At 66.1% G+C, this 23,153-nt stretch carries 19 protein-coding genes; 13 read left to right on the forward strand and 6 right to left on the reverse strand.

Going from position 1 to position 23,153, the window contains the following annotated elements; translation table 11 throughout:
- The first annotated feature begins 56 nt into the window (after positions 1–56).
- Both ACODS0_RS12270 and ACODS0_RS12275 read left to right on the forward strand, forming a co-directional pair.
- On the forward strand, positions 57–704 hold the full coding sequence (locus ACODS0_RS12270; protein WP_488835219.1) for a cation efflux transmembrane domain-containing protein: 648 nt from the start codon (positions 57–59) through the stop codon (positions 702–704).
- A 3-nt stretch (positions 705–707) separates the two neighbouring features.
- Positions 708–1,583, forward strand: a complete 876-nt coding sequence (locus tag ACODS0_RS12275; protein ID WP_488835220.1) for a DUF3703 domain-containing protein — start codon at positions 708–710, stop codon at positions 1,581–1,583.
- 39 nt (positions 1,584–1,622) lie between these two features.
- On the opposite strand, the gene ACODS0_RS12280 is transcribed toward ACODS0_RS12275, so the two are convergent.
- From ACODS0_RS12280 to ACODS0_RS12295, 4 genes are read right to left on the reverse strand one after another with little or no spacing between them, the layout of a single operon-like run.
- A complete protein-coding gene (locus ACODS0_RS12280; RefSeq protein WP_121419713.1) occupies positions 1,623–2,216 on the reverse strand; it encodes a DUF2894 domain-containing protein in 594 nt (197 codons plus the stop codon).
- Positions 2,209–2,868 carry an OmpA family protein gene (locus ACODS0_RS12285; RefSeq protein ID WP_055393450.1) on the reverse strand — a complete coding sequence of 220 codons (660 nt, stop codon included), beginning with the start codon at positions 2,866–2,868 and terminating at the stop codon, positions 2,209–2,211. The genes ACODS0_RS12280 and ACODS0_RS12285 overlap by 8 nt, the downstream gene beginning before the upstream one ends.
- Positions 2,865–5,543 carry a DUF802 domain-containing protein gene (locus tag ACODS0_RS12290; protein WP_488835223.1) on the reverse strand — a complete coding sequence of 893 codons (2,679 nt, stop codon included), beginning with the start codon at positions 5,541–5,543 and terminating at the stop codon, positions 2,865–2,867. Before ACODS0_RS12290 ends, ACODS0_RS12285 begins: the two co-directional genes overlap by 4 nt.
- Positions 5,540–6,355, reverse strand: a complete 816-nt coding sequence (locus ACODS0_RS12295) for a DUF3348 family protein (RefSeq protein ID WP_488835225.1) — start codon at positions 6,353–6,355, stop codon at positions 5,540–5,542. The genes ACODS0_RS12290 and ACODS0_RS12295 overlap by 4 nt, the downstream gene beginning before the upstream one ends.
- A 323-nt stretch (positions 6,356–6,678) precedes the next feature.
- Here ACODS0_RS12295 and ACODS0_RS12300 point away from each other — a divergent pair, with 323 nt between their 5' ends.
- On the forward strand, positions 6,679–7,338 hold the full coding sequence (locus ACODS0_RS12300; protein WP_228894753.1) for a YitT family protein: 660 nt from the start codon (positions 6,679–6,681) through the stop codon (positions 7,336–7,338).
- 27 nt (positions 7,339–7,365) lie between these two features.
- Here the strand turns inward: ACODS0_RS12300 and ACODS0_RS12305 are convergent, their stop codons facing one another.
- Positions 7,366–10,914, reverse strand: coding sequence for an EAL domain-containing protein (locus tag ACODS0_RS12305; RefSeq protein WP_488835228.1), 3,549 nt, complete (start codon positions 10,912–10,914; stop codon positions 7,366–7,368).
- 198 nt (positions 10,915–11,112) lie between these two features.
- Between ACODS0_RS12305 and ACODS0_RS12310 the strand changes: the two genes are divergently transcribed.
- The 10 genes from ACODS0_RS12310 to ACODS0_RS12355 all read left to right on the forward strand — a co-directional run bounded on the left by ACODS0_RS12310 (position 11,113) and on the right by ACODS0_RS12355 (position 20,450).
- On the forward strand, positions 11,113–11,595 hold the full coding sequence (locus ACODS0_RS12310; RefSeq protein WP_488835230.1) for a hypothetical protein: 483 nt from the start codon (positions 11,113–11,115) through the stop codon (positions 11,593–11,595).
- Between the two features lie 573 nt (positions 11,596–12,168).
- The gene (locus ACODS0_RS12315; RefSeq protein ID WP_488835232.1) at positions 12,169–13,626 is read left to right on the forward strand and encodes a TolC family protein; all 1,458 of its coding nucleotides are present in this window, start codon (positions 12,169–12,171) and stop codon (positions 13,624–13,626) included.
- Between the two features lies 1 nt (position 13,627).
- Complete coding sequence (locus tag ACODS0_RS12320; RefSeq protein WP_436129984.1) at positions 13,628–15,010, forward strand: multicopper oxidase family protein; 1,383 nt, start codon at positions 13,628–13,630, stop codon at positions 15,008–15,010.
- Positions 15,011–15,031: 21 nt separating this feature from the next.
- Positions 15,032–15,529 carry a cupredoxin domain-containing protein gene (locus tag ACODS0_RS12325; RefSeq protein ID WP_488835234.1) on the forward strand — a complete coding sequence of 166 codons (498 nt, stop codon included), beginning with the start codon at positions 15,032–15,034 and terminating at the stop codon, positions 15,527–15,529.
- Positions 15,530–15,547: 18 nt separating this feature from the next.
- Positions 15,548–16,087: a DUF411 domain-containing protein gene (locus ACODS0_RS12330; RefSeq protein ID WP_488835236.1), complete on the forward strand. Its 540-nt coding sequence runs from the start codon at positions 15,548–15,550 to the stop codon at positions 16,085–16,087.
- The gene (locus tag ACODS0_RS12335) at positions 16,084–16,440 is read left to right on the forward strand and encodes a copper-binding protein (RefSeq protein ID WP_488835238.1); all 357 of its coding nucleotides are present in this window, start codon (positions 16,084–16,086) and stop codon (positions 16,438–16,440) included. Before ACODS0_RS12330 ends, ACODS0_RS12335 begins: the two co-directional genes overlap by 4 nt.
- Before the next feature lie 66 nt (positions 16,441–16,506).
- Positions 16,507–17,514: a P1 family peptidase gene (locus ACODS0_RS12340; protein WP_055400754.1), complete on the forward strand. Its 1,008-nt coding sequence runs from the start codon at positions 16,507–16,509 to the stop codon at positions 17,512–17,514.
- Positions 17,515–17,654: 140 nt separating this feature from the next.
- The gene (locus tag ACODS0_RS12345; protein WP_488835240.1) at positions 17,655–18,452 is read left to right on the forward strand and encodes a lectin; all 798 of its coding nucleotides are present in this window, start codon (positions 17,655–17,657) and stop codon (positions 18,450–18,452) included.
- Positions 18,453–18,462: 10 nt separating this feature from the next.
- Positions 18,463–18,993: an EF-hand domain-containing protein gene (locus ACODS0_RS12350; protein ID WP_488835242.1), complete on the forward strand. Its 531-nt coding sequence runs from the start codon at positions 18,463–18,465 to the stop codon at positions 18,991–18,993.
- 134 nt (positions 18,994–19,127) lie between these two features.
- Positions 19,128–20,450 (forward strand): TAXI family TRAP transporter solute-binding subunit, encoded by a 1,323-nt coding sequence (locus ACODS0_RS12355; RefSeq protein WP_488835244.1) that lies wholly within the window; start codon positions 19,128–19,130, stop codon positions 20,448–20,450.
- Between the two features lie 207 nt (positions 20,451–20,657).
- On the opposite strand, the gene ACODS0_RS12360 is transcribed toward ACODS0_RS12355, so the two are convergent.
- Positions 20,658–23,096, reverse strand: a complete 2,439-nt coding sequence (locus ACODS0_RS12360) for a DUF1631 family protein (RefSeq protein ID WP_488835246.1) — start codon at positions 23,094–23,096, stop codon at positions 20,658–20,660.
- Positions 23,097–23,153: the final 57 nt, after the last annotated feature.

Genomic DNA, 23,153 nt, shown 5'->3' on the forward strand with positions numbered 1-23,153 from the left:
GTGACTTCAAGGTTTCCAATCATGCCATCGCTTTCAAAACTGCACGGAGAACCCCCATGTCTGCCCACTGCCACGACGACCATTGCGCCACTGGCCCTGCCGCCGCCGACCCGCGCTACCGCCGCATCTTGTGGATAGCACTTGTCGTCAACGCTGCCATGTTTGTGGTGGAGCTGGGGGCGGGTACCCAGTCGGGTTCGGCATCGCTGCTAGCCGATGCCATCGATTTTTTGGGGGATGCCGCCAACTACGGCCTGTCGCTGTGGGTGCTGGCCATGGCCCTCACTTGGCGCGCCCGCGCCGCCCTGGTCAAGGGGGCCAGCATGCTGGCGTTTGGCGTGTTCGTGATTGGGCGCGTGGCCTGGGGTGCGTGGCAAGGCACACCGCCCGAGCCCTTCACCATGGGCAGCGTGGGCCTGCTGGCGCTGGCGGCCAACCTGGGCGTGGCAGCCCTGCTCTATGCCTACCGGGAGGGCGACGCCAACATGCGCGGCGTGTGGCTGTGCACCCGCAACGATGCGCTGGGCAACCTGGCGGTGATGGGCGCTGCCCTGGGCGTGTTGGGCACCGGCACCGCCTGGCCCGATCTGGCGGTGGCGGCCATCATGGCAGGCCTGGCCATCAGCGGCGGCTTGAGCGTGATACGCCACGCGCGGCAAGAGCTGGCCAGCACCACTGCACAGCCACAACCGCAAGGGCACTGATCCATGCGCGTGCACCTATCGACTCCGTTGAACGCCCCACCTGAATGGGTGGCTGCGCAGCTGCAAAGCACCGCTGTGTTCCGCCACATCACGGCGCCGCTCATCCAGTTTCACCCCGCACGGGGCACGGAATGGCCCACGCACTGGGCTCCCGGCGAGCTGGCGCTGCACATGCGGTTGCTGGGCGTTTTGCCGATGGGCCCGCAAACCGTGCGCATCTCCATCGAGCCGGCAGTACAAAGGGGCGGCTGGCCCACGCTGCGCGACAACGGAGAAGGCGTGCTCATGCGCCGCTGGGACCACCGCATCACCCTGCAGCCCCTGTCCGATGGCCACACGCTGTACACCGATGACATCGAGGTGGTTGCGCGCCACCTGCCCTGGCTGATGACACCGCTGAGCGCCCTGTTTGCCCAGGTGTTCTACCGGCACCGCCAAAGGCGCTGGCGCCAACTGGCCGCGCAGCATGCCGCCGGGGGCGCCGCCCCCGCCGCGCTGCACAGGCGCGCCGCGTTCAACCACCTGCTGGCCAGCTTTGCCCGCCAGCCTGACGCGCCCCCCGCCCAGCGCTGGCGTTGGCTGGAGGCCGCCCACGTGCTGGGACAGACCTCATTGCCCCTGCACTGGCGGTCACACACCGCCATGCTGCGCTACGCCCTCGCACTGGGAGATGCGTGCGAGGCCACCGGCCAGCTGCTGCGGCTGGCCCTGGTGCCCCTGGGGCACCTGCTAGCACGGCTGCCGCTGGGCAACATCGGGCGCTCCCACGTGAGTGCTTTCCGGCCCATGGTGCCAGCGGCAGAAGTCACTGTGCTGATGGACCAGGCGCTGGAAGAAACGGCGATCCGCCCCGTGCAGCCGGGCGACCACGGCGTCTGAAAGCTGCGCACCCGGCTTCCCCAGTCGCAGCCTGCGCACTCAGTGCTTGGAGGAGCGAGCCACGCGACCTGGCTTGAGGGGTGCCCTGGCTGGCTTTGCTGCGGCCTGCTCCAGCCACAGCAGGCTGTCCATCTGCGATAAAAAATGCCGCAGGTAGTCCGGCGACAGCGACCGCATCAAGGCCAGGGAGCGCAGCATGAGGCGGTGCGCATTCAACGGCCCAGCGTTTTCCGGCCCACGCGTGAAGGCCTGGGCCACCTGCTGTTCCGCAGCAATCTTGGACCAGACTTCGCTGAAGCGGCGCACGCTCTTCATGTCCGACACACTGGCGCCACCGCCCACCAGCACGCTGTCTGCGTCGGCCTGGGCGCGGGTACTGAGATCGCGGTTCAGTTGCGCCAGTGCAGATGGTGCACCGGCTGGCGCTGTGGCGGCCAGTGGCTGGCGGGGAGGTGTCCGGGTGCGCCTGGCGTAGTCCACCAAGGCGGCCTGCAGCCTGCGGGCCAGCACCTGCTGTACGGCGGGGGGCTGCGCAGGCAGGCGCGCGGCCAGCACCTCCAGGTACCGAAAGCGCACCGGGTCGTGGTGCTGCGCGCCTTCGGCCCGCAGGGACTCCAGGGTGGGCTCACTCATTGCGGGCGGGCTTGGCCTGGGCAGCGCGGGGTACGGGGGCCATCTCCACGCGGCGGTTCTGGGCCCGCCCCTTTTCGTCGGCGTTGTCTGCCACCGGCTGCTCGGCGCCAAAGGCCGCAGCAAACACCTGGGACGAGGGCATGTCCTCTTCGATCAGGGCGCGGGTCACGGTCAACGCGCGCTGGGCCGACAGCTCCAGGTTGTCGGCAAAACGCTGGTGGCGCCCTTGCAGCAGCGTGGTGTTGTCGGTAAAGCCACTCACCATCAGCATCTCGTCGCGTTCGCGCAGGTACACCTGCAGCGGCTGCACCAGGCTCTGGAGCAGTTGCCGGCCTTCAGGGCGCAACTCGGCAGAGCCCGCCGCAAACAGCACGCTGCCGCTGATGCCGATACGGCCTTCATTGACCGTGACGCGGCCGCTGGCCAGCGGAATCGCCAGTGCTTTTTCCAGCGCCATGCGGCGCTTTTCTTCCATCTGCCGCTTTTCCACTTCCTGCTTGAGGCTGGCCACCAGGTCGATCTGTACCACCAGCACGCCCACCAGGATTAGCACAAACGCACCCAGCAAGCCCGCCATGAGGTCGCCAAATACGGCCCACACCGGGGCCGTCTGTTCGGTGGCATCGTCCAGCGTGTCGTCCAGGCCGGTCACGCGGCGACTCCCTGCACCGCTGCGGCCATCTGCCCGTTGAGGCGGCGCAGGTCTTCCACAATGCCCTGCTGCGAAGAAATGCTCAGGTCGATCACCTCGCGGGCCTGTGCCACGTAGTAGGCAAGCTGCTCATCGCTGCGGCTCATGGACTGGCCAATGGCGCCTTCGATGCGCTGCAGGCTGTCCATCAGCTTTTCGTTGCTGGCCGTGAACAGCTCCACGCCATGGCCAAAGGACTCACCCAGGCTCGACAGCTCCACCGCGCTGGCGGCCACGTGTGCTGACACTTCATCGACCTTGCCCGCCTGCGCGCCGAGCGCCTGGGCAAACTCCTGCCCCGCCTGCTCCAGCACCGAGGCCGCAGCCCCCACCAGCGATTCAATGGCCGCGCGCTGCTGCCCGGCGGCTTCGTTCACCGATTGGAGCAACACACCCAGCTGCTCCATCATGGCCGTGCGCTCTGCCAGTGCCGCGTTGTCGCGTTCGCTCAGGTGGGTCATCTCCTGGCGCAGCTGGGTGATCACCTCGGCCGCGGCCTGCGGCACATCCGACGCCGTCTGCAGCAATCGCGTGAGCGGGGCTTCCAGCGCAGACCCCAGCGTGGCCAGGTGCCCGGCCACGGCGGCCTGCAGCGCATCGAGCCGCTCCACTGCGGCCTGGCCACGTGCCGCCTCGGCATCCCGCAGCGCCACCAATTCCGTGCGCCACACGCCCGCCAGCGCATCCATGCGCTGGGCCTGGGTGTCGGCCCATCGGGCTTCGGCCTCTATGCGGGTGTGCAACAGTGCGTCCGACTGGTCCATCAACCGGGCGGCACCGACCAGGGCATGGTGGACCTGCTCGGTCATGCGCTCGGTGAGCTGCGCCGCAGCGCCCTCCAGCGCCTGGCACACGCCGCGCTGATGCTGCGCCGTTTGTTCGCCCACCTGCTGCCATTGCTCCGCCAGTCGGCTGGCCATGCCCTCCATGGACTGGCTCCAGCCCGCAAGGCGCTGCTGATCCGCCACTGCCTGGTCGGCCAGCGTTTTCTCCACCGTCTGTTCCAGCGAGGCCAGCAGCGCCGTGGTGCGCTGCTCGAAGGCCTGCGATGCCGTCTGCAGCGACTGGTCGAGCTGGGTGGCAGCGCCTTCCAGCGCCAGGCACACGCCCTGCTGGTGCTGTGCGGTTTGCTCGCCCACCTGCTGCCATCGCTCCGCCAGTGTGCTGGCCATGCCCTCCATGGACCGGCTCCAGCTTGCGAGGCGCTGCTGGTCGGCCGCCAACTGGGCCGCCTGTGATTGGGCCACCGTCTCTTGCATTGAGGCCAGCAGCGCCGTGGTGCGCCGCTCAAAGGCCTGAGATGCCGTCTGCAGTGACTGGTCGAGCTGGGTGGCAGCGCCTTCGAGCGCCTGGCAGACGCCGCGCTGCTGCTGCGCCGTTTGTTCACCCGCAAGCTGCCATTGCTCAGCCAGTCGGCTGGCCATGCCCTCCATGGACTGGCTCCAGCCCGCAAGGCGCTGCTGGTCGGCCGCCAGTTGGGCCGCCTGTGATTGGGCCACAGTCTCTTGCAACGTGGCTAGCAGCGTCGTGGTGCGCTGCTCTAGCGTCTGCGTGATGGACTGCAGCGCGCTGCCCAACTGCGCCGCCTGCTGGTCCTGCGTCTGCGTGTGGCGGTCCAAGGCCTCCGTCCAGGTGTCCGCCACCTGGCGGGCCGTGCCCTCCCATTGGGCCGTGAGGGCGTGCATCTGCACGCCAGTGGCCTCGCGCAGCCGCTGGTGCGAGCGCTCAGCCTCTTGCGCCAGCGTTGCCATGGCCTGCTCCACCACCGGGCGGATCGTCTCACCCGCCATGCGGGCGCTGGCGCCCAGGCTGTCGTGCAGGGATGCCCCCACGGTGGTGGCCAGCTGGGTGTAGGCCGCTGCCGCCTCGCGGTGAAACACCTGCTGTTGGTCTTGCAGTTGGCCGTTCAACTGCTCGTGGCGGCGCTCCAGCCCTTCCATCAGGCCTTGCAGGCGCTCAGCAATCAGCGGCATGGCCTGCGCCTGGGCCTGCAGGGCCTCGAACATTTCCTGGCGCCGGTGGGCCGCCGAGAAGGGGCGCAGCTCGCTGGCGATGCGGGCATCGAGCGTGCGCAACGCTGCCAGCCGTTCGCGGCGGCACAGGGCGGACATCAGCCCCAGCATGGCCGACGCTGCCACCCCGGCCACCGAGGTGCCGAACGACAGGCCCAGCCCCTTGATGGGCGCGGCCAGCGCCGCCCGGATAGACTCCAAGCTGGACGAGGCCTCCAGTGCGAAAACCGCGCCATTGAAGGTGACCACCATGCCCAGAAAGGTGCCCAGCATGCCCAGCATGACCAGGAGCCCCACCAGGTACGGCGCCAGCGCAGGCCCCGGCAGCGGCACACGCTCCCCGTCGATCCGCTGGCGAACCGGGTTGCGCAAGGACGAATGCAGGCGCTCCAGCCAACCACCCAGGTCCACAAGGGGCTGCTGCCCCAGCCCGGCCAGCGCAATGGACAGCGACGAAGTCGCGGCCCGGAACTGCATCAGCTCATAGGCTCCCACCACGTAGACGGCAGCAATCACCACCGTCATGGCCAGCGCCAGAGGGCTCGACCCGACAAATCCCCATCCCACCCAGCCCACCACCGCCAGGCCCACCGCAAAGATGGCGGCCATCACACTCTTGTTCATTCGATCATTCCTGTTACCGGTTCCGGGGTCTTCGTGGTTGTGGGGGGACGGTGGGAGTCATGGCTCTGCGCCGCTTCCAGCAAACCAGCAAGGGGCTCCAGCCGCACCTGCAGCTCGGCCAGCAGCAGCGCCCGAAAGTCCTGCTCAAAGGCAAACAGCCAGCCGCCCGGCAGCGCCCAGCGCTGCGGCTCATCGTCTCGCCCTGCAGCCTCCAGCTGCTGCTGGTGGGCTGCGCGCAAATGCGCCATCCGCCGCTCCAGATGGCCGGGTAGCGACGCCCACAGCCTTTGCTCACGCGCATCCAGCATCTGGTCCATCACCGCATCCAGCAGGGCCAGCCGACGCAGGCCCTCGGGGCCCATCGACAAGCTCTGCCGAATCAGCGCGCGCAAGGCAGCCAGTCTGGCATCCATCTGCTTTTGTAGCGCCAGATAACGCGCCGCGTGGACTGCAAAATCTGCCCCGGCCTCGGGGTCCGGGCCGTCGACAGGGGTGTTGTCGGCACGCTCGCGCACGGGTTTGGCAGGCGCGGCCTTGGCCGTGACCAAGTCCGTCAACTCGGCCCGGGTGGACTGAAGGCTGGCCTGCAATGCGCGCACATCCACCGTCCCCCGCCCCAGCGTAGTGACAGCCGGGGTTTGGCTGGACTCCAGAGCATGCAGCGCCCGACTGAGCTTGACCGCATCCACGGTACTGAGCCACTGGCTGAGTTGCTCCGCCACATCCTGGCGCGCCGATCCACCTTGTGGCTGCGTCCATTGCTGGAGCAAAAGCACAAGTCTGGAGCTGTTGAGTCGGTGGGGCTGGTACATCAATCTGAGGCGTCCATGGCACCGGCCCCCCGAAGGGTGGCGGGCGTCAGGGAGCAAGTCCCTGCAATGGGCAAAGCCCGCTATTTTCGCAGGAACGCTGCCGCCCCAGCCCCACATGGCTGTGCGTTGCAGGTGTTACATCTAAAGCAGAATGCAAGAATCGGCCAAAAAACCGCCAAGGAGCGGCCAGTTTTTCCAGGACCGAAGCCCCCACAGACACGCCGCTTCTTGACGGCGGACAAGTCCGGCACAGGGCTTGCATGGTCCAATCTGCGACTCTTTCCCCTGACCGGCACCCGCCGCCCTGCCCGCCTGCGCTCACCATGTCCAACCCGCCTGCACCCCACGCCCCTTCCCTGCCAAACCCTGCGCAAGTGGCCGCTCCTGTGGTGGTGCCGCACACGCTCACGGAAGATGCTGTGGCCATCTTCACCGGCGTGCTGCTCATTTCCGTAGGGGTTGCTTTTTTCACCAGCGCAGGCCTGCTGACCGGGGGAACCGCAGGCCTTGCGTTCCTGTTGCACTACGCCACGGGTATCGGCTTTGGCAAGATTTTCTTTGTGCTGAACCTGCCCTTTTACTGGCTGGCCCTGCGCAAGCTGGGACGCGCATTTACGGTCAAGACGTTTATTGCCGTGCTGCTGTTGTCGCTGCTGACCGAACTGCAGACTCAATTTCTGGAGTTTGCGCAGTTGCAGCCGCTGTATGCGGCCGTGGCAGGTGGGTTGATCACGGGCACGGGGTTTCTGGTGCTGTTTCGCCACCGTTGCAGCCTGGGGGGGGTGGGCATTGCCGCGCTGTACCTGCAGGACCGGTACGGATGGCGCGCCGGCAAGGTCCAGATGGCGGTGGACTGCTGCATCGTGCTGCTGGCGCTGTGGACGGTGGAACCCCTGCGCGTTGCCTGGTCCATTGCCGGGGCCGTGGCGCTCAACCTGGTCCTGGCGATGAACCATCGGCCCGGGCGCTACATGGCGGTGTAAGCCGGGCCAGAACACACGGGCCAGAACTCAAACAGAGGCTGCCCGTGCCTGCAGGTACTGCTCCAGCACCCCGATAGGCACCGGGCGGCTGAACAGGTAACCCTGAAAGAGCGTGCAGCCGTGCTTTTCCAGAAACGCCCGCTGCGCGTCCGTCTCCACGCCTTCGGCGATCACGTCGATTCCCAGGCTCTGCGCCATGCCGATGATGGTCTGCACGATCAGCGCATCGGTGTGCTGAATGCCAATGTTGCGCACGAAGCTCTGGTCGATCTTGAGCTGGTCCAGTGGCAGACGCGTGAGGTAGGACAGCGATGACTGCCCCGTGCCAAAGTCGTCCAGAGAAAAACGCAGACCCAGGGCGCGCAATGCGTTCATCTTCGCGATGGTGTCGTCCACGTTGTCCAGCGCCAGGCTTTCCGTCAGTTCCAGCTTCAAACGGTCGGGCCGCGCACCGGTTTGCAGCAACACGGTGCGAATCTGCTCCATGAAATCGGGCTGCCGGAACTGCCGCGCGCTGACGTTCACGGACAGCTGCAGCTGTTCCGTGGCGGGGTTGCCCTGCCAGCGGCGCAACTGAGCACACGCGGTCTGCAACACCCACAGGCCTATGGGCAGTATGAGCCCCGTTTCTTCGGCCAAAGGAATGAACTCATAAGGGGGGACCATGCCGCGCTCTGGGTGTTGCCAGCGGATCAGCGCCTCGGCCCCGACAGGGCGTACACCACAGCCCACCTGGATCTGGTAGTGCAGCAAAAACTGCCCGGCAGCCAACGCAGTTCGCAGGTCGTTTTCCAGTGCAGCGCGGGCAGAGACCGCCGCCTGCATCATCGGATCAAAGAACCGGATCGCGTTGCGCCCCGCTGTTTTTGCGGCGTACATGGCCAGGTCGGCGTGTTTGACGACGTCTTCCACCGTTTGGCTTTGGCCGCTGAACAGCACGGTTCCCACACTGGTCGTGCTGTGCACATGGTGCAAGGCAAGCTGGTAAGGCTGGTTCAGGGCGGCAAGTATTTTCTCGGACACATTCTGTGCCTGCTCAGCCGCGTCGGTGGCAAGCGCATCCAGGTCTTCCAGCAGCACCAGAAACTCATCGCCGCCCAGGCGGGCCACGGTGTCGCCTTCGCGCACGCATCCCGACAGGCGCTGCGCAACCTGCTGCAGCAAGACATCACCCATGTCATGGCCCAGTGTGTCGTTCAGGGTCTTGAAGTGGTCGAGATCGAGGCACAACAGCGCCCCATGCAGGCCGGTGCGCGCGCTGGTGGCAAACGCCTGCTGAAGACGGTCCAGCATGAGGCGGCGGTTGGGCAGGTGTGTCAGCGGGTCATAAAAGGCCAGATGCTCGATCTCGCGCGCGGCCTGGGCACGCTGGGTGATGTCGCTGAGCGTGCCGACATAGTGGGTGACTTCGCCCCCATCATCCGTGACGGCGGTGATGCCCATGAAGTGGAGGTTGACCGCCCCGCTTTTGCAGCGGTTCCAGATTTCGCCTTTCCATTCACCGGTGTCCGAGAGGCTGCCCCACATGGCGTCGAAAAAGGCCTTGTCATGGTGGCCCGACGCGAGAAGGCTGGAACGCTTGCCCACCGCATCTTCCGCGCTGTAGCCCGTAATTTTGGTGAAGGCCCTGTTCGTGCGTAGGATGACGGTCTCTCGGTCGGTGACGATCATGCCCTCCTGCGACTCAAACGCAATGGCCGCAATGCGCAGTTCGTTTTCATCGCGCTTGCGCGCCGTGATGTCCTTGCCCACGCCCCGGTAGCCGCAAAATGTTCCGTTCACGTCAAAAATGGGGGTACCGCTCACCGAAAGCCAGTGCAGCTGGCCCGAAAGGTCTTTGCGCTGGAACTCGAAATCGCGGAACTCCTGATGGCGTTCCAGCAGCTCGCGGTGCTCCTGCCAGCGGGCTTCGCTCACCCCAGGGCCTGCCAACTCCCAGCGCGTCTTGCCCATGTACGCGGCCGCCTCCTGCAGCAGACGGTCTTTGTCGCTTCCGTCCACATGGGTCAGGCGGAACTGGGCGTCCTGCTCCCAGTACCAGTCAGATGACAAGATGGTCAGGGTGCGAAAGCGCGCTTCGTTGTCTTCCAGTTGCTTGCGCACGCGGTAGGCCTCGGTCACGTCGCTGAACACCAGCACGACACCGACAATCTGCCCCTGTGCATTGCGAATGGGCGCCGCGCTGTCCGCAATCTGATATTCGGCACCGTCCCGCGCGAGCAAGGTCGTGTGGTTGCTCAGCCCCACCACCTCGCCCTTGGCCACCACCATCCGCACCGGATCGACCACCGGCTCCCGCGTGCTGGCATTGACGATGCGAAACACGTCCGTCAGCGGGTTGCCCAGTGCCTCGGGCAACGGCCAGCCTGTCAGGCGTTCGGCCACTGCATTCATGCGTGTGATATGGCCCTGCGCATCCGTGGCCACCACCCCATCACCAATGGAATGCAGCGTGATGGACAGGTTTTCCTCACTCTGGCGCAACTGGGCCTCGGCGCTCTGGCGCGTAAGCGCCATGCGGTCAAAACGCTGACCCAACTCGGTCAACTCTGCCAGGCCGGTGGCGAGGGGTTGGGGGGCATAACGGCCCTGGGCCAGTTCGTCGGTGGCGTCCAACAGGCGCCGCAATGGTTTCATCACGCCCCGCCGCACGCCCTGCTGGGCCAGCAGGAAAGACAGCGCAAGGCCAGCCAGCAAGAAGGCCACCTCGGTCCACATGTTGCGGTTGGCAGTGGCGTAGAGCTGGTCCAGTGGCACAGCCAGACTCATGGTGGCAACCGTTTTTCCACCCGACTCTATGAGCGGCTGAAACACCATCAACTGGTGTGATCCGGCCGCATTGCTGCGCTGCAATACCCCTTCGGCAGAGCGCTGCAGCGCCGCGCTGAAATCTGCGTCGGCCAACTGGGTTCCGAGTTCGGCCCCATCGGGCGGGAAACGCGCCACCACGCGCCCATCGGCGTCGGTCACACGCGCCACAGCCCCGGGTGGCAGGCCCAAATCGGCAAGCCGTAGGCTCCACCATTCCAGCGACACCACGGCCACTGCAGCGCCCACCACCTCCTGGCTGCCCGGCGGGACCACAGGCACCGCAAAATTGACGCTCGCAACCTGGGCAGCCCGGTCGATCTGAAAAGCCCCCACCGAGAACTCCCGGGCGGTGATGGCGTGCTGGAAATAGGGCCGATTCGCCACGTTCACGGGCGCCTTCAACGGGCGGGCATTGCACAGCAGGTCGCCACTGGCCTGTGGCACACCAATGTTGACGTAAGTGGCGTTGAGCGACAGCACCTCGGCCAAGTACCTTCCACACTCGGGTTCCGCCGGCCGGTGCACCGAGGGCATGGCCGCAAGCTTCTGCAGAAAATCGCGGGTGTTCTGAATCAGGCGCTGCTGGCTGGCTGCCACGGCCCGCAGCGTGCCCAAAGCCTGGTTCTCTGCGGCGGCAATGGCGTCCATGCGGTGCGACCGTGCCTGGTAAACCGCCAGCAGCACGGCGGGCAGGGTCGCCACCAGAACCAGCCAGCGGATTCGCGCAGACAACGTACTCCAGGTTCCCACCAGCCAGGAAGGCATACCGACCTTTCGTCTTGCACAGTCATTCCAGGCACCGCAGGGCCAGGAGATGCACCGAACGCATTGTTACATCGTAAGCCGAACCGCCCTACATCTGCACCCCCATTTGCCCGCAGTGCCTGGTGGCCGCCCCAAGGGCCGGGGGCCGGAGATGTAACCTTTTGGGAACCTTGAGGCGTGCCGCCGTATCATTGGGACATGCGTCGCGGCCTCTATTTCGTGTTGATGGTGGTGCTGGTCCTGCGGGGACTTACCGGCACCGCCATGGCCGCCGGGGTCTTGCCGCCCCTGCTTCCTGCTAGCGCGCCGCATGCGCAGGAGCACAGCCACCTGGTGGCAGCCGAAGCGGCATACCCTACCTCACAAGAGCACAGGACTGACCAGGCCACAGAGGCCGTGGCTGCAGAAATGCAGGAAGGCAGTCACACCATCGCCCATCACGATGACCATGCCGTGCATGCTGCTGCGGCATCCGCGTGTGATGGTGAACTGGTGGGATGCGCTGCACACGATCACCACTCTGCCGCATGTTCCGCCTGCGAAATCTGCCATTCGGCAATGCTCGACGCCGCCCCGGCAGCGTCCTGCACTCTCCGCCGCCCGGGCACCGCGCTGCCCACGGCGTCTGCACGGTTTGACAGTGCGCCTCCCGCACTGACCATCAAACCACCCATCGCCTGATCTCCAACGCCCGAAGTGCGTCTGCCCCAGCCTGAGCACCCCTGAAACAGGGTGGCCCGGGCGGTAGCGCAACACCTTTTTCGTCCGTTGTCTGGAGATCGCCATGCGCGCGCCTGCTTCATTTCCGTATCACGCTTCATCGCCCCCGCGAACCGCCTGCCTTGTGCTGCTGGCACCGCTGCTTTCGCTGGCCCAGGGCCTTGCTCCCACACCCAGCCATCCTCTGGCACCGGCTGCCGACGCTGCCCATGTTGGTGCCTCGACGGCTCCACTGGCTCACCCCGCCCTCGTCCCACAACCCCCATTGCCCGGCGCGCCCCCATCGCCCCGGTCATGGCGCGAGGCGCACGAGGCGGTGGCTGCCTTTCCCAGGGGGCATGCCGACATCGTCGCCTGGGAGGCTCGGCAGAGCGCCCAACCCGCCACACCCCCGTCCACCGTCGAAGGGCAAAAAAGCCCCCACCGTCATCACCACGGGCACCACGGCAGCAGCAGCAGCAGCAGCAGCAGCAACGGCCAGTCCGCTTCACCCACGCCGATGCATCAACGCCACCACGCACCGGGAGGCAAGCCATGAACCTCCCCGCCCAAATGCCGCACATTTCTCCACACCTGTCCCCGCGCCTTTGCCTGCTGGCCGCTGCAGCCGTACTGGCCGGTTGCGCCAGTGTCTCGCCCGATGGCCTGCGCGGTGACGTCGCCACTCTCGCTGCGGGCCGCACCGGGGGCGTGCAAGCGAGCCTGCCTGCAGCAGACCCTGCCGCCCGCGCCTCTGCAGCAAAATCCGTCGAAGGCTGGCTGGCACAGCCCTTGACACAAGACGCTGCCGTGCGCATTGCCCTGCTCCACAACCCCGGCCTGCAAGCCCGCCTGGCCGCACTGGGCGTGGCCGACGCTGAGCGCGTGCAGGCCATTACCCTGCCCAACCCGCACCTTGCACTGGGGAGATTCACCAACAGCCACGAGCGCGAAATCGAGCGCACCCTGGCCTTCAGCCTGATTGACCTCATCACCCTGCCCTGGCGCACCGCGCGCCAGGCCGAGCGCCTGCAGATCGCGACGCTGCAAGCCGCGCAGGACGTGGTGACGCTTGCTGCCGACACCCGCCGCGCCTGGCTGCGTGCCGTGGCCGCGGAGCAAATAGCCGCCACCCACGACCGCATGGTCGAGGCGGCCGAGGCCGGTGCCGAGCTGGCCCGCCGCATGGTGCAGGTGGGCAACTGGAGCCGCCTGCAGCAGGCCCGCGAGCAGGCCGTGCTGCAAGAGGCCACCCGCCAGCGCGCCCGCGCCCGCCTTGCCGCAGCCACCGAACGCGAGCAGCTCAACCGCCGCATGGGCGTGTGGGGGCTGCAGACGCAGTACCAGCTGGCCAACCAGCTGCCGCCCCTGCCCGCCAGCGCCTTGCCCGCGGAGGGCATCGAAGCCACCGCGCTGCGCGAACGGCTCGATGTGCAAGCGGCCCGCCGCCAGCTCGACACCCAGGCCACCCGGCAGGGCTGGAGCCGCGCAGGCGCCGTGTTTGGCGACATCGGCCTGGCCTATAGCCGCAACACCACCACCGAGCGGGATGGCGGCCACCGCGAGATCACGCGGGGTTGGGAGCTGGAACTGCCTTTGCCCCTGTTCGACTGGGGCGGCGCAGCCCGCACTCGCGCCCAGGCCGAGGTGGAGCAAAGTGCCGCCCAGCTGCAGGACACCGCCGTGCGCGCCCGCAGCGAGGTGCGCGCCGCCTGGCTCACCTACCGCACCGCGCTCGACCTGGCACGCCAGCAGCAGGCTGAGGTGGTACCCCTGCGCCAGCTCATCAGCGACGAGACCACCCTGCGCTACAACGGCATGCTGGCCAGTGTGTGGGACATGCTGGCCGAAGCGCGCAACAGCACCCAGGCCGTGGCCAACGCCATCGAAGCACAGCGCGACTTCTGGCTGGCCGAGACCGATCTGCAGCTCGCACTCACCGGCACATCGCCAGGCGCCCTGCAGGGCCTCGCATCGGGCGCCGCAGCCTCCACCACCCCACAAGGCCACTGACATGAACCGCCGCAATTTCTTCTCCGGCGCCGCCACGGCAGTGGCCGCAGCCTCCGTCAGCCGCGTGGCCCTGGCCGCGCTGCCCGAGCCCGCCATGCAGTCCAGCGCCGACACCGCGCCGCCGCAGCACCCGCCCACGGGCCGCCCCTACAACCCGGTGGTCACTTTGAATGGCTGGACCGCCCCCTGGCGCATGAACGCAGGCGTCAAGGAGTTCCACCTGGTGGCCGAACCCGTGGTGCGCGAGGTGGCGCCCGGCTTCATGGTCAACATGTGGGGCTACAACGGCCAGAGCCCCGGCCCCACCATCGAGGTGGTTGAAGGCGACCGCGTGCGCATCTTCGTCACCAACCGCCTGCCCGAGCACACCACCATCCACTGGCACGGCCAGCGCCTGCCCAACGGCATGGACGGCGTGGGCGGACTCACCCAGCCCGCCATACAGCCCGGCAAGACCTTTGTGTACGAGTTTGTGGCGCGCCGCCCCGGCACCTTCATGTACCACCCGCATGCCGACGAAATGGTGCAAATGGCCATGGGCATGATGGGCCTGTGGATCACCCACCCGAAGGCCGCGCACCCGCACATCGCCAAGGTGCAGCGCGACTACGCGTTTTTGCTCAACGCTTTTGACGTGGAGCCCGGCAGCATGACCCCCAAGGTCAACACCATGCTGGACCACAACATCTGGTGCTGGAACAGCCGCGTGTTCCCCGCCATCAGCCCGCTGGTGGCGCGGCAGGGTGAGCGCGTGCGCATGCGCATCGGCAACCTCACCATGACGAACCACCCGATACACATCCACGGCCACGAATTTGAAGTGACCGGCACCGACGGCGGCCCCGTGCCCAAAAGTGCGCGCTGGCCCGAGGTGACCACCGACGTGGCCGTGGGCCAGATGCGGCAGGTCGAGTTCATTGCCGACGAGCTGGGCGACTGGGCGCTGCACTGCCACAAGAGCCACCACACCATGGGCGCCATGGGGCACGACGTGCCGACCATGATCGGCGTGGACCACCGGGGCCTGGTGGGCAAGATCCAGAAAATCGTGCCCGACTACATGGTGATGGGTGAGCGCGGCATGGCCGACATGGGTGCCATGGAGATGCCGCTGCCGGACAACACCTTCCCGATGATGACCGGCACCGGCCCCTTTGGCCCGCTGGAGATGGGCGGCATGTTCACCACGCTCAAGGTGCGGGCCGACCAGCCTGCGGGCGACTACCGCGACCCGGGTGACTTCAAGCAACCTGCGGGCACGGTGGCCTACGAATGGCAGGGTGCCCCCGCCAGCACACCACGCCCCGCCCGCGCAGACACCCCAGGCACCGCGCCCGGCGCAGCGAGCGCACGCAAGCCCGCTGCCAGCGGCCACCAGCACTGAACCTCCCCATCAGCACACACCATGAATACTATTAAATTGATAGCTGCTTGCGCTTTATGGATAAGCGCTAGCACCTCTTTTGGCCATGAAAACGCCCATCACACCGCATCGAACAGCCCGGTGGTCAAGGAGCAAAAGGACTGGGGCATCGCAGGCGACGCCAAGGCTGTGCGCCGCACCATCACCGTCCGCATGAGCGATGACATGCGCTTTGCGCCGAATCACATCGAAGTGCGCGAGGGCGACACCGTGCGGCTGCGTGCCGAGAACAAGGGCAAGGTGCTGCACGAGATCGTGATCGGCACCAAGGCCGAGCTGAACCAGCACGCCGAGATGATGAAAAAGCACCCCGGCATGGAACATGACGAGCCCTACATGGCCCACGTGGCGGCGGCCAAGACCGGTGACATCGTGTGGCACTTCAACCGCGCCGGGAGTTTTGACTTTGCCTGCCTGATCCCCGGCCACTACCAGGCCGGCATGACCGGCACCATCACTGTGCTGCCGCGCAACCCATAACGCCAGGAGAGACACGCCATGACCAACTCACGCAATCCACGCTCCGCATCCACCGCAGCCCACCCTGCACGACGCCAATGGCTCACCACCGCACTGCCTTTGCTGGGTGCGGGTGTAGCCGTCGCCCTGCTGCCCGGCCTGTCCCGAGCAGCCACCAACACCACTACACCGCTGGAGGTGTGGAAAGACCCGAACTGCGGCTGCTGCCAGGACTGGGTGGACCACATGCAGGCCAACGGCTTTGCCGTGAAGGTGCACGCCACCGGCAACAACGCCGTGCGCGCACGGCTGGGCCTGCCGCAAAAGCTGGGCTCGTGCCACACCGCGCTCGTCGGCGGCTATGTGGTGGAAGGCCATGTGCCTGCCAGCGACGTGCGCGCGCTGCTGCAGCAAAAGCCCAAGGCCCTGGGCCTGGCGGTGCCCGGCATGCCCGTGGGCTCGCCGGGCATGGACGGCCCTGCGTATGGCGACCGGCGTGACCCGTACGACGTGCTGCTGGTGGCGCGCGACGGCAGCACCCGTGTTTTCAAAAGCTACAACAAGAAGGCATCGACATGAAAATCCTTTACATCCCACTGGTCGTCAGCCTGCTTCTCCTAGGCGCAGGGCCCGCTCTGGCGCAAGCCCCCACCGCTGCAGCCTCCGATAGCCACAACAGCCACCATCCGGCCCCGTCGGCGACCCAAGCGGAACTGAGCGAAGGCGAAATCACCCGCTGGGACCCGCGCACACTGCGCCTCACCTTGAAGCATGGCGAGATCAAGAACCTGGAAATGCCGCCCATGACCATGGTGTTCCGCGTGGCGGACGCCAGCGTGGTGGGTGACATGAAACCGGGTGACAAGGTGCGCTTTCGGGCAGAGCAGGTCAATGGCGCTTACCACGTCAAGCAGATCGAAAAGGCCCCGTGATCCCCCTGCCGGCTGACTGACGTCGCACAAACCAGCTCGTGCGCCCGGGCACCATAATCGACGGCCATGAGTTCTCAACACGTTCTGGCCGGCAGCGCTGGCAGCATCACCCGCGTGGCGGGCATCGAGGTCGGTCACTTCACCGAAACCCGCCGTCCCACGGGCTGCACCGTCATCATCACCCGCGAAGGCGCCGTGGCCGGTGTGGATGTACGGGGCGCAGCACCCGGCACCCGTGAGACCGATCTGCTCCATCCCTCCAACCTGGTGGACAAGGTGCACGCCATCATGCTGGCCGGGGGCAGCGCCTGGGGGCTGGATGCCGCCACTGGCGCTGTGCGCTGGCTGGAAGAGCGCAATATCGGCTTCGATGTGGCCGTGGGCCGCCTGCCCATCGTGCCTGCTGCCGTGTTGTTTGACCTGCTGGTGGGCGACATGCACATTCGCCCCGACGCTGCGGCGGGCTACGCGGCGTGCGATGCGGCATCCACCGCCGACCCGGCCGAGGGCAATGTAGGTGCGGGCACGGGTGCGGCACTGGGCAAGATCTTCGGCATCCAGCGCGCGATGAAGGGCGGCATTGGCACCGCCTCTGTCACGGTGGATGGCGTGACGGTGGGCGCACTCATCGCCTGCAACGCCCTGGGTGACGTGATCGACCCCGACACCGCACAAGTGATTGCAGGCGCCCGCACCGACGACGGCCTGCGCCTGCGCGACACGCGCCGTGCCCTGCTGCGCGGCGACCCACCCCAGCCCCTGCTGGCGGGCACCAACACCACCATCGGCGTGGTGGCCACCGACGCTGTCATCACCAAGGTGCAGGCCCACCGCCTGGCCGTGGCCGCCCACGACGGCCTGGCGCGCAGCATCAACCCGGTGCACACCATGTCGGACGGCGACACGCTCTTCAGCCTGGGCACTGGCCGCGCAGGCAAAAGCCTGGGCATGATGGTGCTGGCCACCATGGCGGCCGAGGCCACGGCCATTGCCACGGCACGCGCGGCACGCGCGGCGCGGTCCATCACCACGGCGGAAGGTTTGTACTTGCCGTGGGCTGGTGAGTTGGGGTAAACAATGGTCATGGGGCCATGGCCCATGAGCCCATATGATGCCCACACGGCGCAGGGCTCAGCCGCCAGAACACGCCCGCAGCGCACCGCGGCCCCCACGCGCCAGTCTTGCCACCCTATCAATCGCGACAAGGAGAATTCATGAAAGACCTAAACCGTCTGCGGCACAGCTGGTTTTTGTGCCTGCCTTTGCTCCTGAATACCCAAGCCGCCATCGCCCAGGACCAGTTCGTGGACCTGCAATCCAACGGTGGCTACACGTCCTATCGCCTGCCGGACGACACCACACAGGTGGACCTGAGCGCACAGACACAGGGGGCTTGCCGTTTCAATCGCACCTGGGGCTATGACCTGACGAACCGGGAACTGTGGACCAACGGGGGGTGTGGCGGCCGCTTCCAGATTACCCGCAGCTACGCCTCTGGCAACAGCAGTGGGTCCAACGCTGGCGCAGCTGTGGCCGCGGTGGCTGCCATCGCGGGCCTTGCGCTGCTGGCCAACCACAACCGGCACGACAACGACCGGCGACCCGAGTACCCGGACTATCCCGGCCAAGGTGGCGACTGGGGGCGAGAAGTCCGCGTGGACGGCCGCCTGTGCCTGGACGTGCGGGGTGGCAAGTTCCAGCCAGGCACCTCATTGCAGGTGTATGAATGCAACGGCACCGCGTCCCAGCGGTTTGCTGTGGGGCGCGGGGGTGAGATCCGGGTACGCGACCTGTGCGTGGACGTGGACCGTGGCGACCCGCGCGATGGCGCACGGGTGGTGCTGTGGTCGTGCTCAGGCTCGCGCAGCCAAAGCTGGGCCACCCGGGGCGGCCAGATCGTGAGCCAGCTCACCGGAAAATGCCTGGACGTGGAGGATGGCCGGGTCCGCCAGGGCGCACACACCATGGTCTGGCCCTGCAACCGCAGCCCCAGCCAACGCTGGTGGTGGTAAGGAGGGCCCAATGATGATCACAACCCAATCCCCACACGCTCTGCGCACCATGCGCTTGCTGTGCAGTGCAGCGGCGGCAGGCACCTTCGCTCTGGCATGTGCATCCGCCGCGCAGGCAGCGGATGCCCCGGTGTCTTCCCCCACATCCCCACCCAAGGTGACCACCACGGCCCAGAAGCCAGCAGCACCATCGCGCGCCAACCGGCTCCAGGCGATCTGCTCGTCTGCTGACCTGAACCACGACGGCAAGGTGTCTCTGGAAGAGTTTCACCGGGACATCGTGCAAGGCTGGCACAACCTCTCGCCCGATGCGACAGGCCATGTCCAGCTCTCCGACCTGGCCCAGGTGCCGCGCATGGGCAAAGGCCGCCTGAAGCGACTTGCAGCCGTTGACACGGACAGCGACGGCAAGCTGTCGTTCAAGGAAGTCGTTGAAAGCCGCATGGCCTATTTCGACGCGGCGGATACCGATCAGGACGACCAGCTCTCCCTTTCGGAATGTGTGGCTTACGAGCGCCAGCGGCGCGGCAGCAAGCCATAGATCTCAGGAACTCCTTGTCGCTCCTGGCCCCATGTGCCTGGAGGGCGTACGCCACAGCCACATGAACAACCACGGGGCCTCGGATGGTCGCAGAGGCCTCGTGGTTGCTCCACCCCATGTTCAGCACTTATTCCATGTCCCAGGCTTTCCGCAATACCCTGCTTTCTCTGCGCGATCTGATCGTGTCGGCCGGTCCTCTCGCGTTTCTGGCGGTGGGACTGCTGGTGCTGGCGTACTGGTGGCTCAACCCCAACCCACCCAAAACCGTGACACTGGCCACAGGCCCGGCGCAAAGCGCTTACGAGGAGTTTGGCAAGCGCTACCAGAAGGCGTTGGCGGTGGATGGCATCGAAGTCCGGTTGCTGCCCAGCGACGGCTCTTCGCACAACCTGCAGCTGTTGCGAGAAGGCAAGGCCGATGTGGCGTTTGTGCAGGGTGGCACGGCCGAACTGCAACCCGATGATGCCGACGAGCTGGTGTCTCTGGGCAGCCTCTTTGTGGAGCCCGTGTGGCTGTTCTATCGTGCGGAGACTGCAGAACGTGTGTACCACACGCCGCGCATCGACAGCCTGCGGCAGTTGCGTGGCTGGCGGGTCAATGTAGGCTCGGACGGTAGTGGCGTGCCCAAGTTGATGGAGCGTCTGCTCGACGCCAACAAGGTGGCGCCTGGTGCGGTGCAGATGTCCCGGCTGGAGCAGACGCCAGCCACCGTGGAATTTCTGGCGGGAAGACTTGATGCGCTGGTGTTCGCCTCGGCCCCCGAATCGCTGATGGTGCAGATGCTGCTGCAGACACCCGGCGTGCAGTTGCTGGACTTTGCCCAGCACGAGGCCTATGCGCGGCGGTTTCCGTTCCTGACTCCGGTCACATTGCCGCGCGGCGTGGTGGACCTGGCGGCCAACGTGCCCACGCGGGATGTGCGCCTGGTGGCATCCACCACCTCGCTGCTGGCACGCGATGCCACGCACCCTGCCCTGCTCACCCTGTTTGCGCAGAATGCGCAGAAACTGCACGGCGGATCGGGCTGGTTCAACCGGGCCCGCGAGTTCCCCAACTCACGCAATAGCGAACTTCCGATTGCCAAAGAAGGCGACCGGGCCATGAACGAGCCGGTGCCGATGCTGCAACGCTACCTGCCGTTCTGGATGGCAAACCTGATTGAGCGCATGTGGCTGGTACTGGGCATTTTGCTGGCGATCATGCTCCCGCTGTCGCGCGTCGTGCCACCGCTGTACCAGTTCAGGGTGCGATCACGCGTTTTCCGCTGGTATGGCCGGCTTCGTGAGATTGAAAACGACATGGAGGCTGGCAACATTGACGCCGCCGAGCTGCTCAAGGCCCTCAATACGCTGGAGGCACAGGCTGAAAAAGTGAGCGTACCGTTGTCCTACGCAGACGAGTTGTACGCGCTGCGCAATCACATTCACCTGGTGCGCAAAAAGTTGCTCCGCACTTGAGTGCACCGCTGAGTTGAACGCCTCTTTTCTGCAGGCAGCAGGCGAGGTAAACGGCCGAATGTGTTTTGGAGCGCCCGGAAGGCGCCCGCAACTTAGTGCGGCTAACAAAACTCCCCTGGCATCGTCGTTGCGTCCTGTCGTACCGTTTGTACTGCCTGCGACGTAACGCCTAGCCAGGGCCGTTGCGCTGGGTTTTGTGAGCCGCTCTTAGCGTGTCTTGGAAGACTTGGAGCCCAACGGGGCAACTTTGGAGGAAGGGGCGCTGCTGGTCACCTTCCGGGACGACCCCGCTGAGACAGCGTCCAGAACACGGACCGTGGAGGACACTGCCGGAACCACCCGCAAGGAGCCGTCCGCAGCCAGCTTGTCGCGCATTCGCCGGGTCATGGATTGCGTGCTCGCATCGGGTGCTGTGAAAAGGAACAAGGTACCGTGTGGGCTGGCCCAGGTAAGTTGCGTGCGGACGACCCGGCCGTTGGTGACCAGCTCGACCCATGCGCCAATTACAAAGTCAGCGTAGGGATCGGGCGCATCCACGGGCGCCTGAACACTGTCCTCGGGGGCCACAGCGGAGGCTTGCGCTTCAGCAGGGGCTGCTTCTTGGGCCACCGGCTCGGGTTCTGGCTGAGGCGCCGCCACAGGTGCGGGCGCTGGCTTTTCAAAGGCCGACTGATGCAGCCCCACCAAACGCTGCAAGAAGGCGCTGGTCTGCACAGCGGGGTAATTGATGGTCTTGAGCCCCTTGCGCAGCTTGGCCAGCAGGCCGGGAATGGCCTCGTTCAGGCGCTCAGGTTCCTGGCGGGTCAGGTCGGGTTGGGCGCTCCATAGCAGCACAGGTACCAGCGCCAAGTAGCCACCGGGGTCCTCATCCTGCCCATCTCCGCCCTTGAGCACCTGCGCCAAGGCGATCACATCCGCCCATGGGCCGGCGGCAAAATCGAGCACATCGGCAGGCACGTTCTCCAGATCAGGCAGCCTGCGGATGTCGGCCGCAGTCTTTTCGGCCAGCATTTCCCGCTGCTCCGCTTGGAGCAAGGCTTTTTGCTGCGCTTCCTGATGGGCCTTGATCTTCTGCTCCTGAGTCTCCCAGGCAGACTGCAGGGCCTTGAGCACGGTATCAAAAGGCCCTGCATCTTTGATTTCGTTGGCAGTCAGGTGCTCCACCGCCCCTTGCACCAAGCGCATGAAACTGCTGAACCCCGGAGTTGCCTCTGCGGTAAACGCCAGGCTGCGTTGCGTCAGCTCATCCAGCAAACGGCGCGCGGGATGGGTGCCATCGGTGAAAAAACGCCCATCGTGTGTCACCAGTTGTTTGAGTGCGGGCTCCAAACTCTTCACAGCCTTCTGCACGGGCGGCAGAAGGCGAGCATCCTGGGCAATGTTCTCCATCATGCGGCCAACCACCTCAATGGCCATGGCCGGGGATTGGGTGGCCGCCTCCATCGGCATGGCCGCGTACACCACAGGAGCCACACCCGGGCCCCGCCACCCCGTCAAAGGCGCCGACAGCGAAGCTGCCTGGCTGCCGCTGGCAAGCCTTCCCACCAAGCGTTCGAGCTGGGCCATGTCCTCGATGGCCTCGGCCGCTGCACCCACAGAGTAGTAACCACCGCCTTGCGGCATGGGTTGGGCACCCGCCACAACCCCACCCGCAGGAGGCACACCCCACGCAGGCTGCAAAGCCACCGGCTGCGAAGGCATGGCGCCATATGCGCGTGGATCAAAAGGATCTCCGCCAGCCAACATCTGGCGCAGGATGCCCACCGTCAACAATGCTTCTTCTGCGGCTGGCGCCATCGGCGATTGCAGGGAATCGCCACTCCAGCCAGTGGAGGGCCCCATGCCACGGCCATAGCCGGTGTTGCCATAGTCCCCCATGGGCGCGCCCATCGAGTTGCCATAGCCGGAGTACCCGCCACCATAGCCGGTACCCATGCCGGTGTTGGTGCCGGGGCCGCCGTAACCACCGCCACGACCCGCGTTGCCGCCGGGCGTGCCGAGCACCGCGTAGCCCACGGGCTGAACACCATGTTCGCGCAGGCTGGCAGCCGTTTTTTTGTATTCATCCACCAGCAACTTACCCAACAGGTCGCGCATGTGCTGCATCCACAGCTGGCGCACTTCGGGCGATACACCAGTGTCTCCCACCACTTGCTGGAGAGCGCGGATATAACTTTCGGGGCGCAGCGGGTTGCGCTCGGGTTGCACACTGCGCAAGCCCTGTGCGGAACTGACGAGGGTGTTGAGTTCGGCCAGCACCGCATCAGTGGCATGCAGCGCCGATTGCTGCGCCTTGGACAGTTCCACCTGCGCCTGCATCTCGTTCTCATCCATGAGCGAGAGTTCACCGAAGTCCATGCCGGTGTCCTCGGCAGAACTGCGGCCTTTGGCAGCGGGACCTTCTGCAAAAATCTCCAGCAGGGCCATGGGATAACCCTTGACCAGCGCAGCTTCATGCTGGTTCAGCAAGCGCAGGCTGTCACTGACCAGATTGCGCTGCTGGATATTGCGGACGACAGACTCCTCACCCGTCAGGGCCCCTTGCGTGACCTTGACCAATTCCTGCATCAACGCCTCGCCGCCGCGCACGGCGTTGACGACACAGGCGCGGAAAACAGTTCTCGAACGAGAAGCAGTCTGGGACATGGTGGGGAGGAATCGATCGGACAACAGGTTTCCAGATGCAATGCTACTTGACCTGAC

The organism is Acidovorax sp. FG60, from assembly GCF_057808995.1.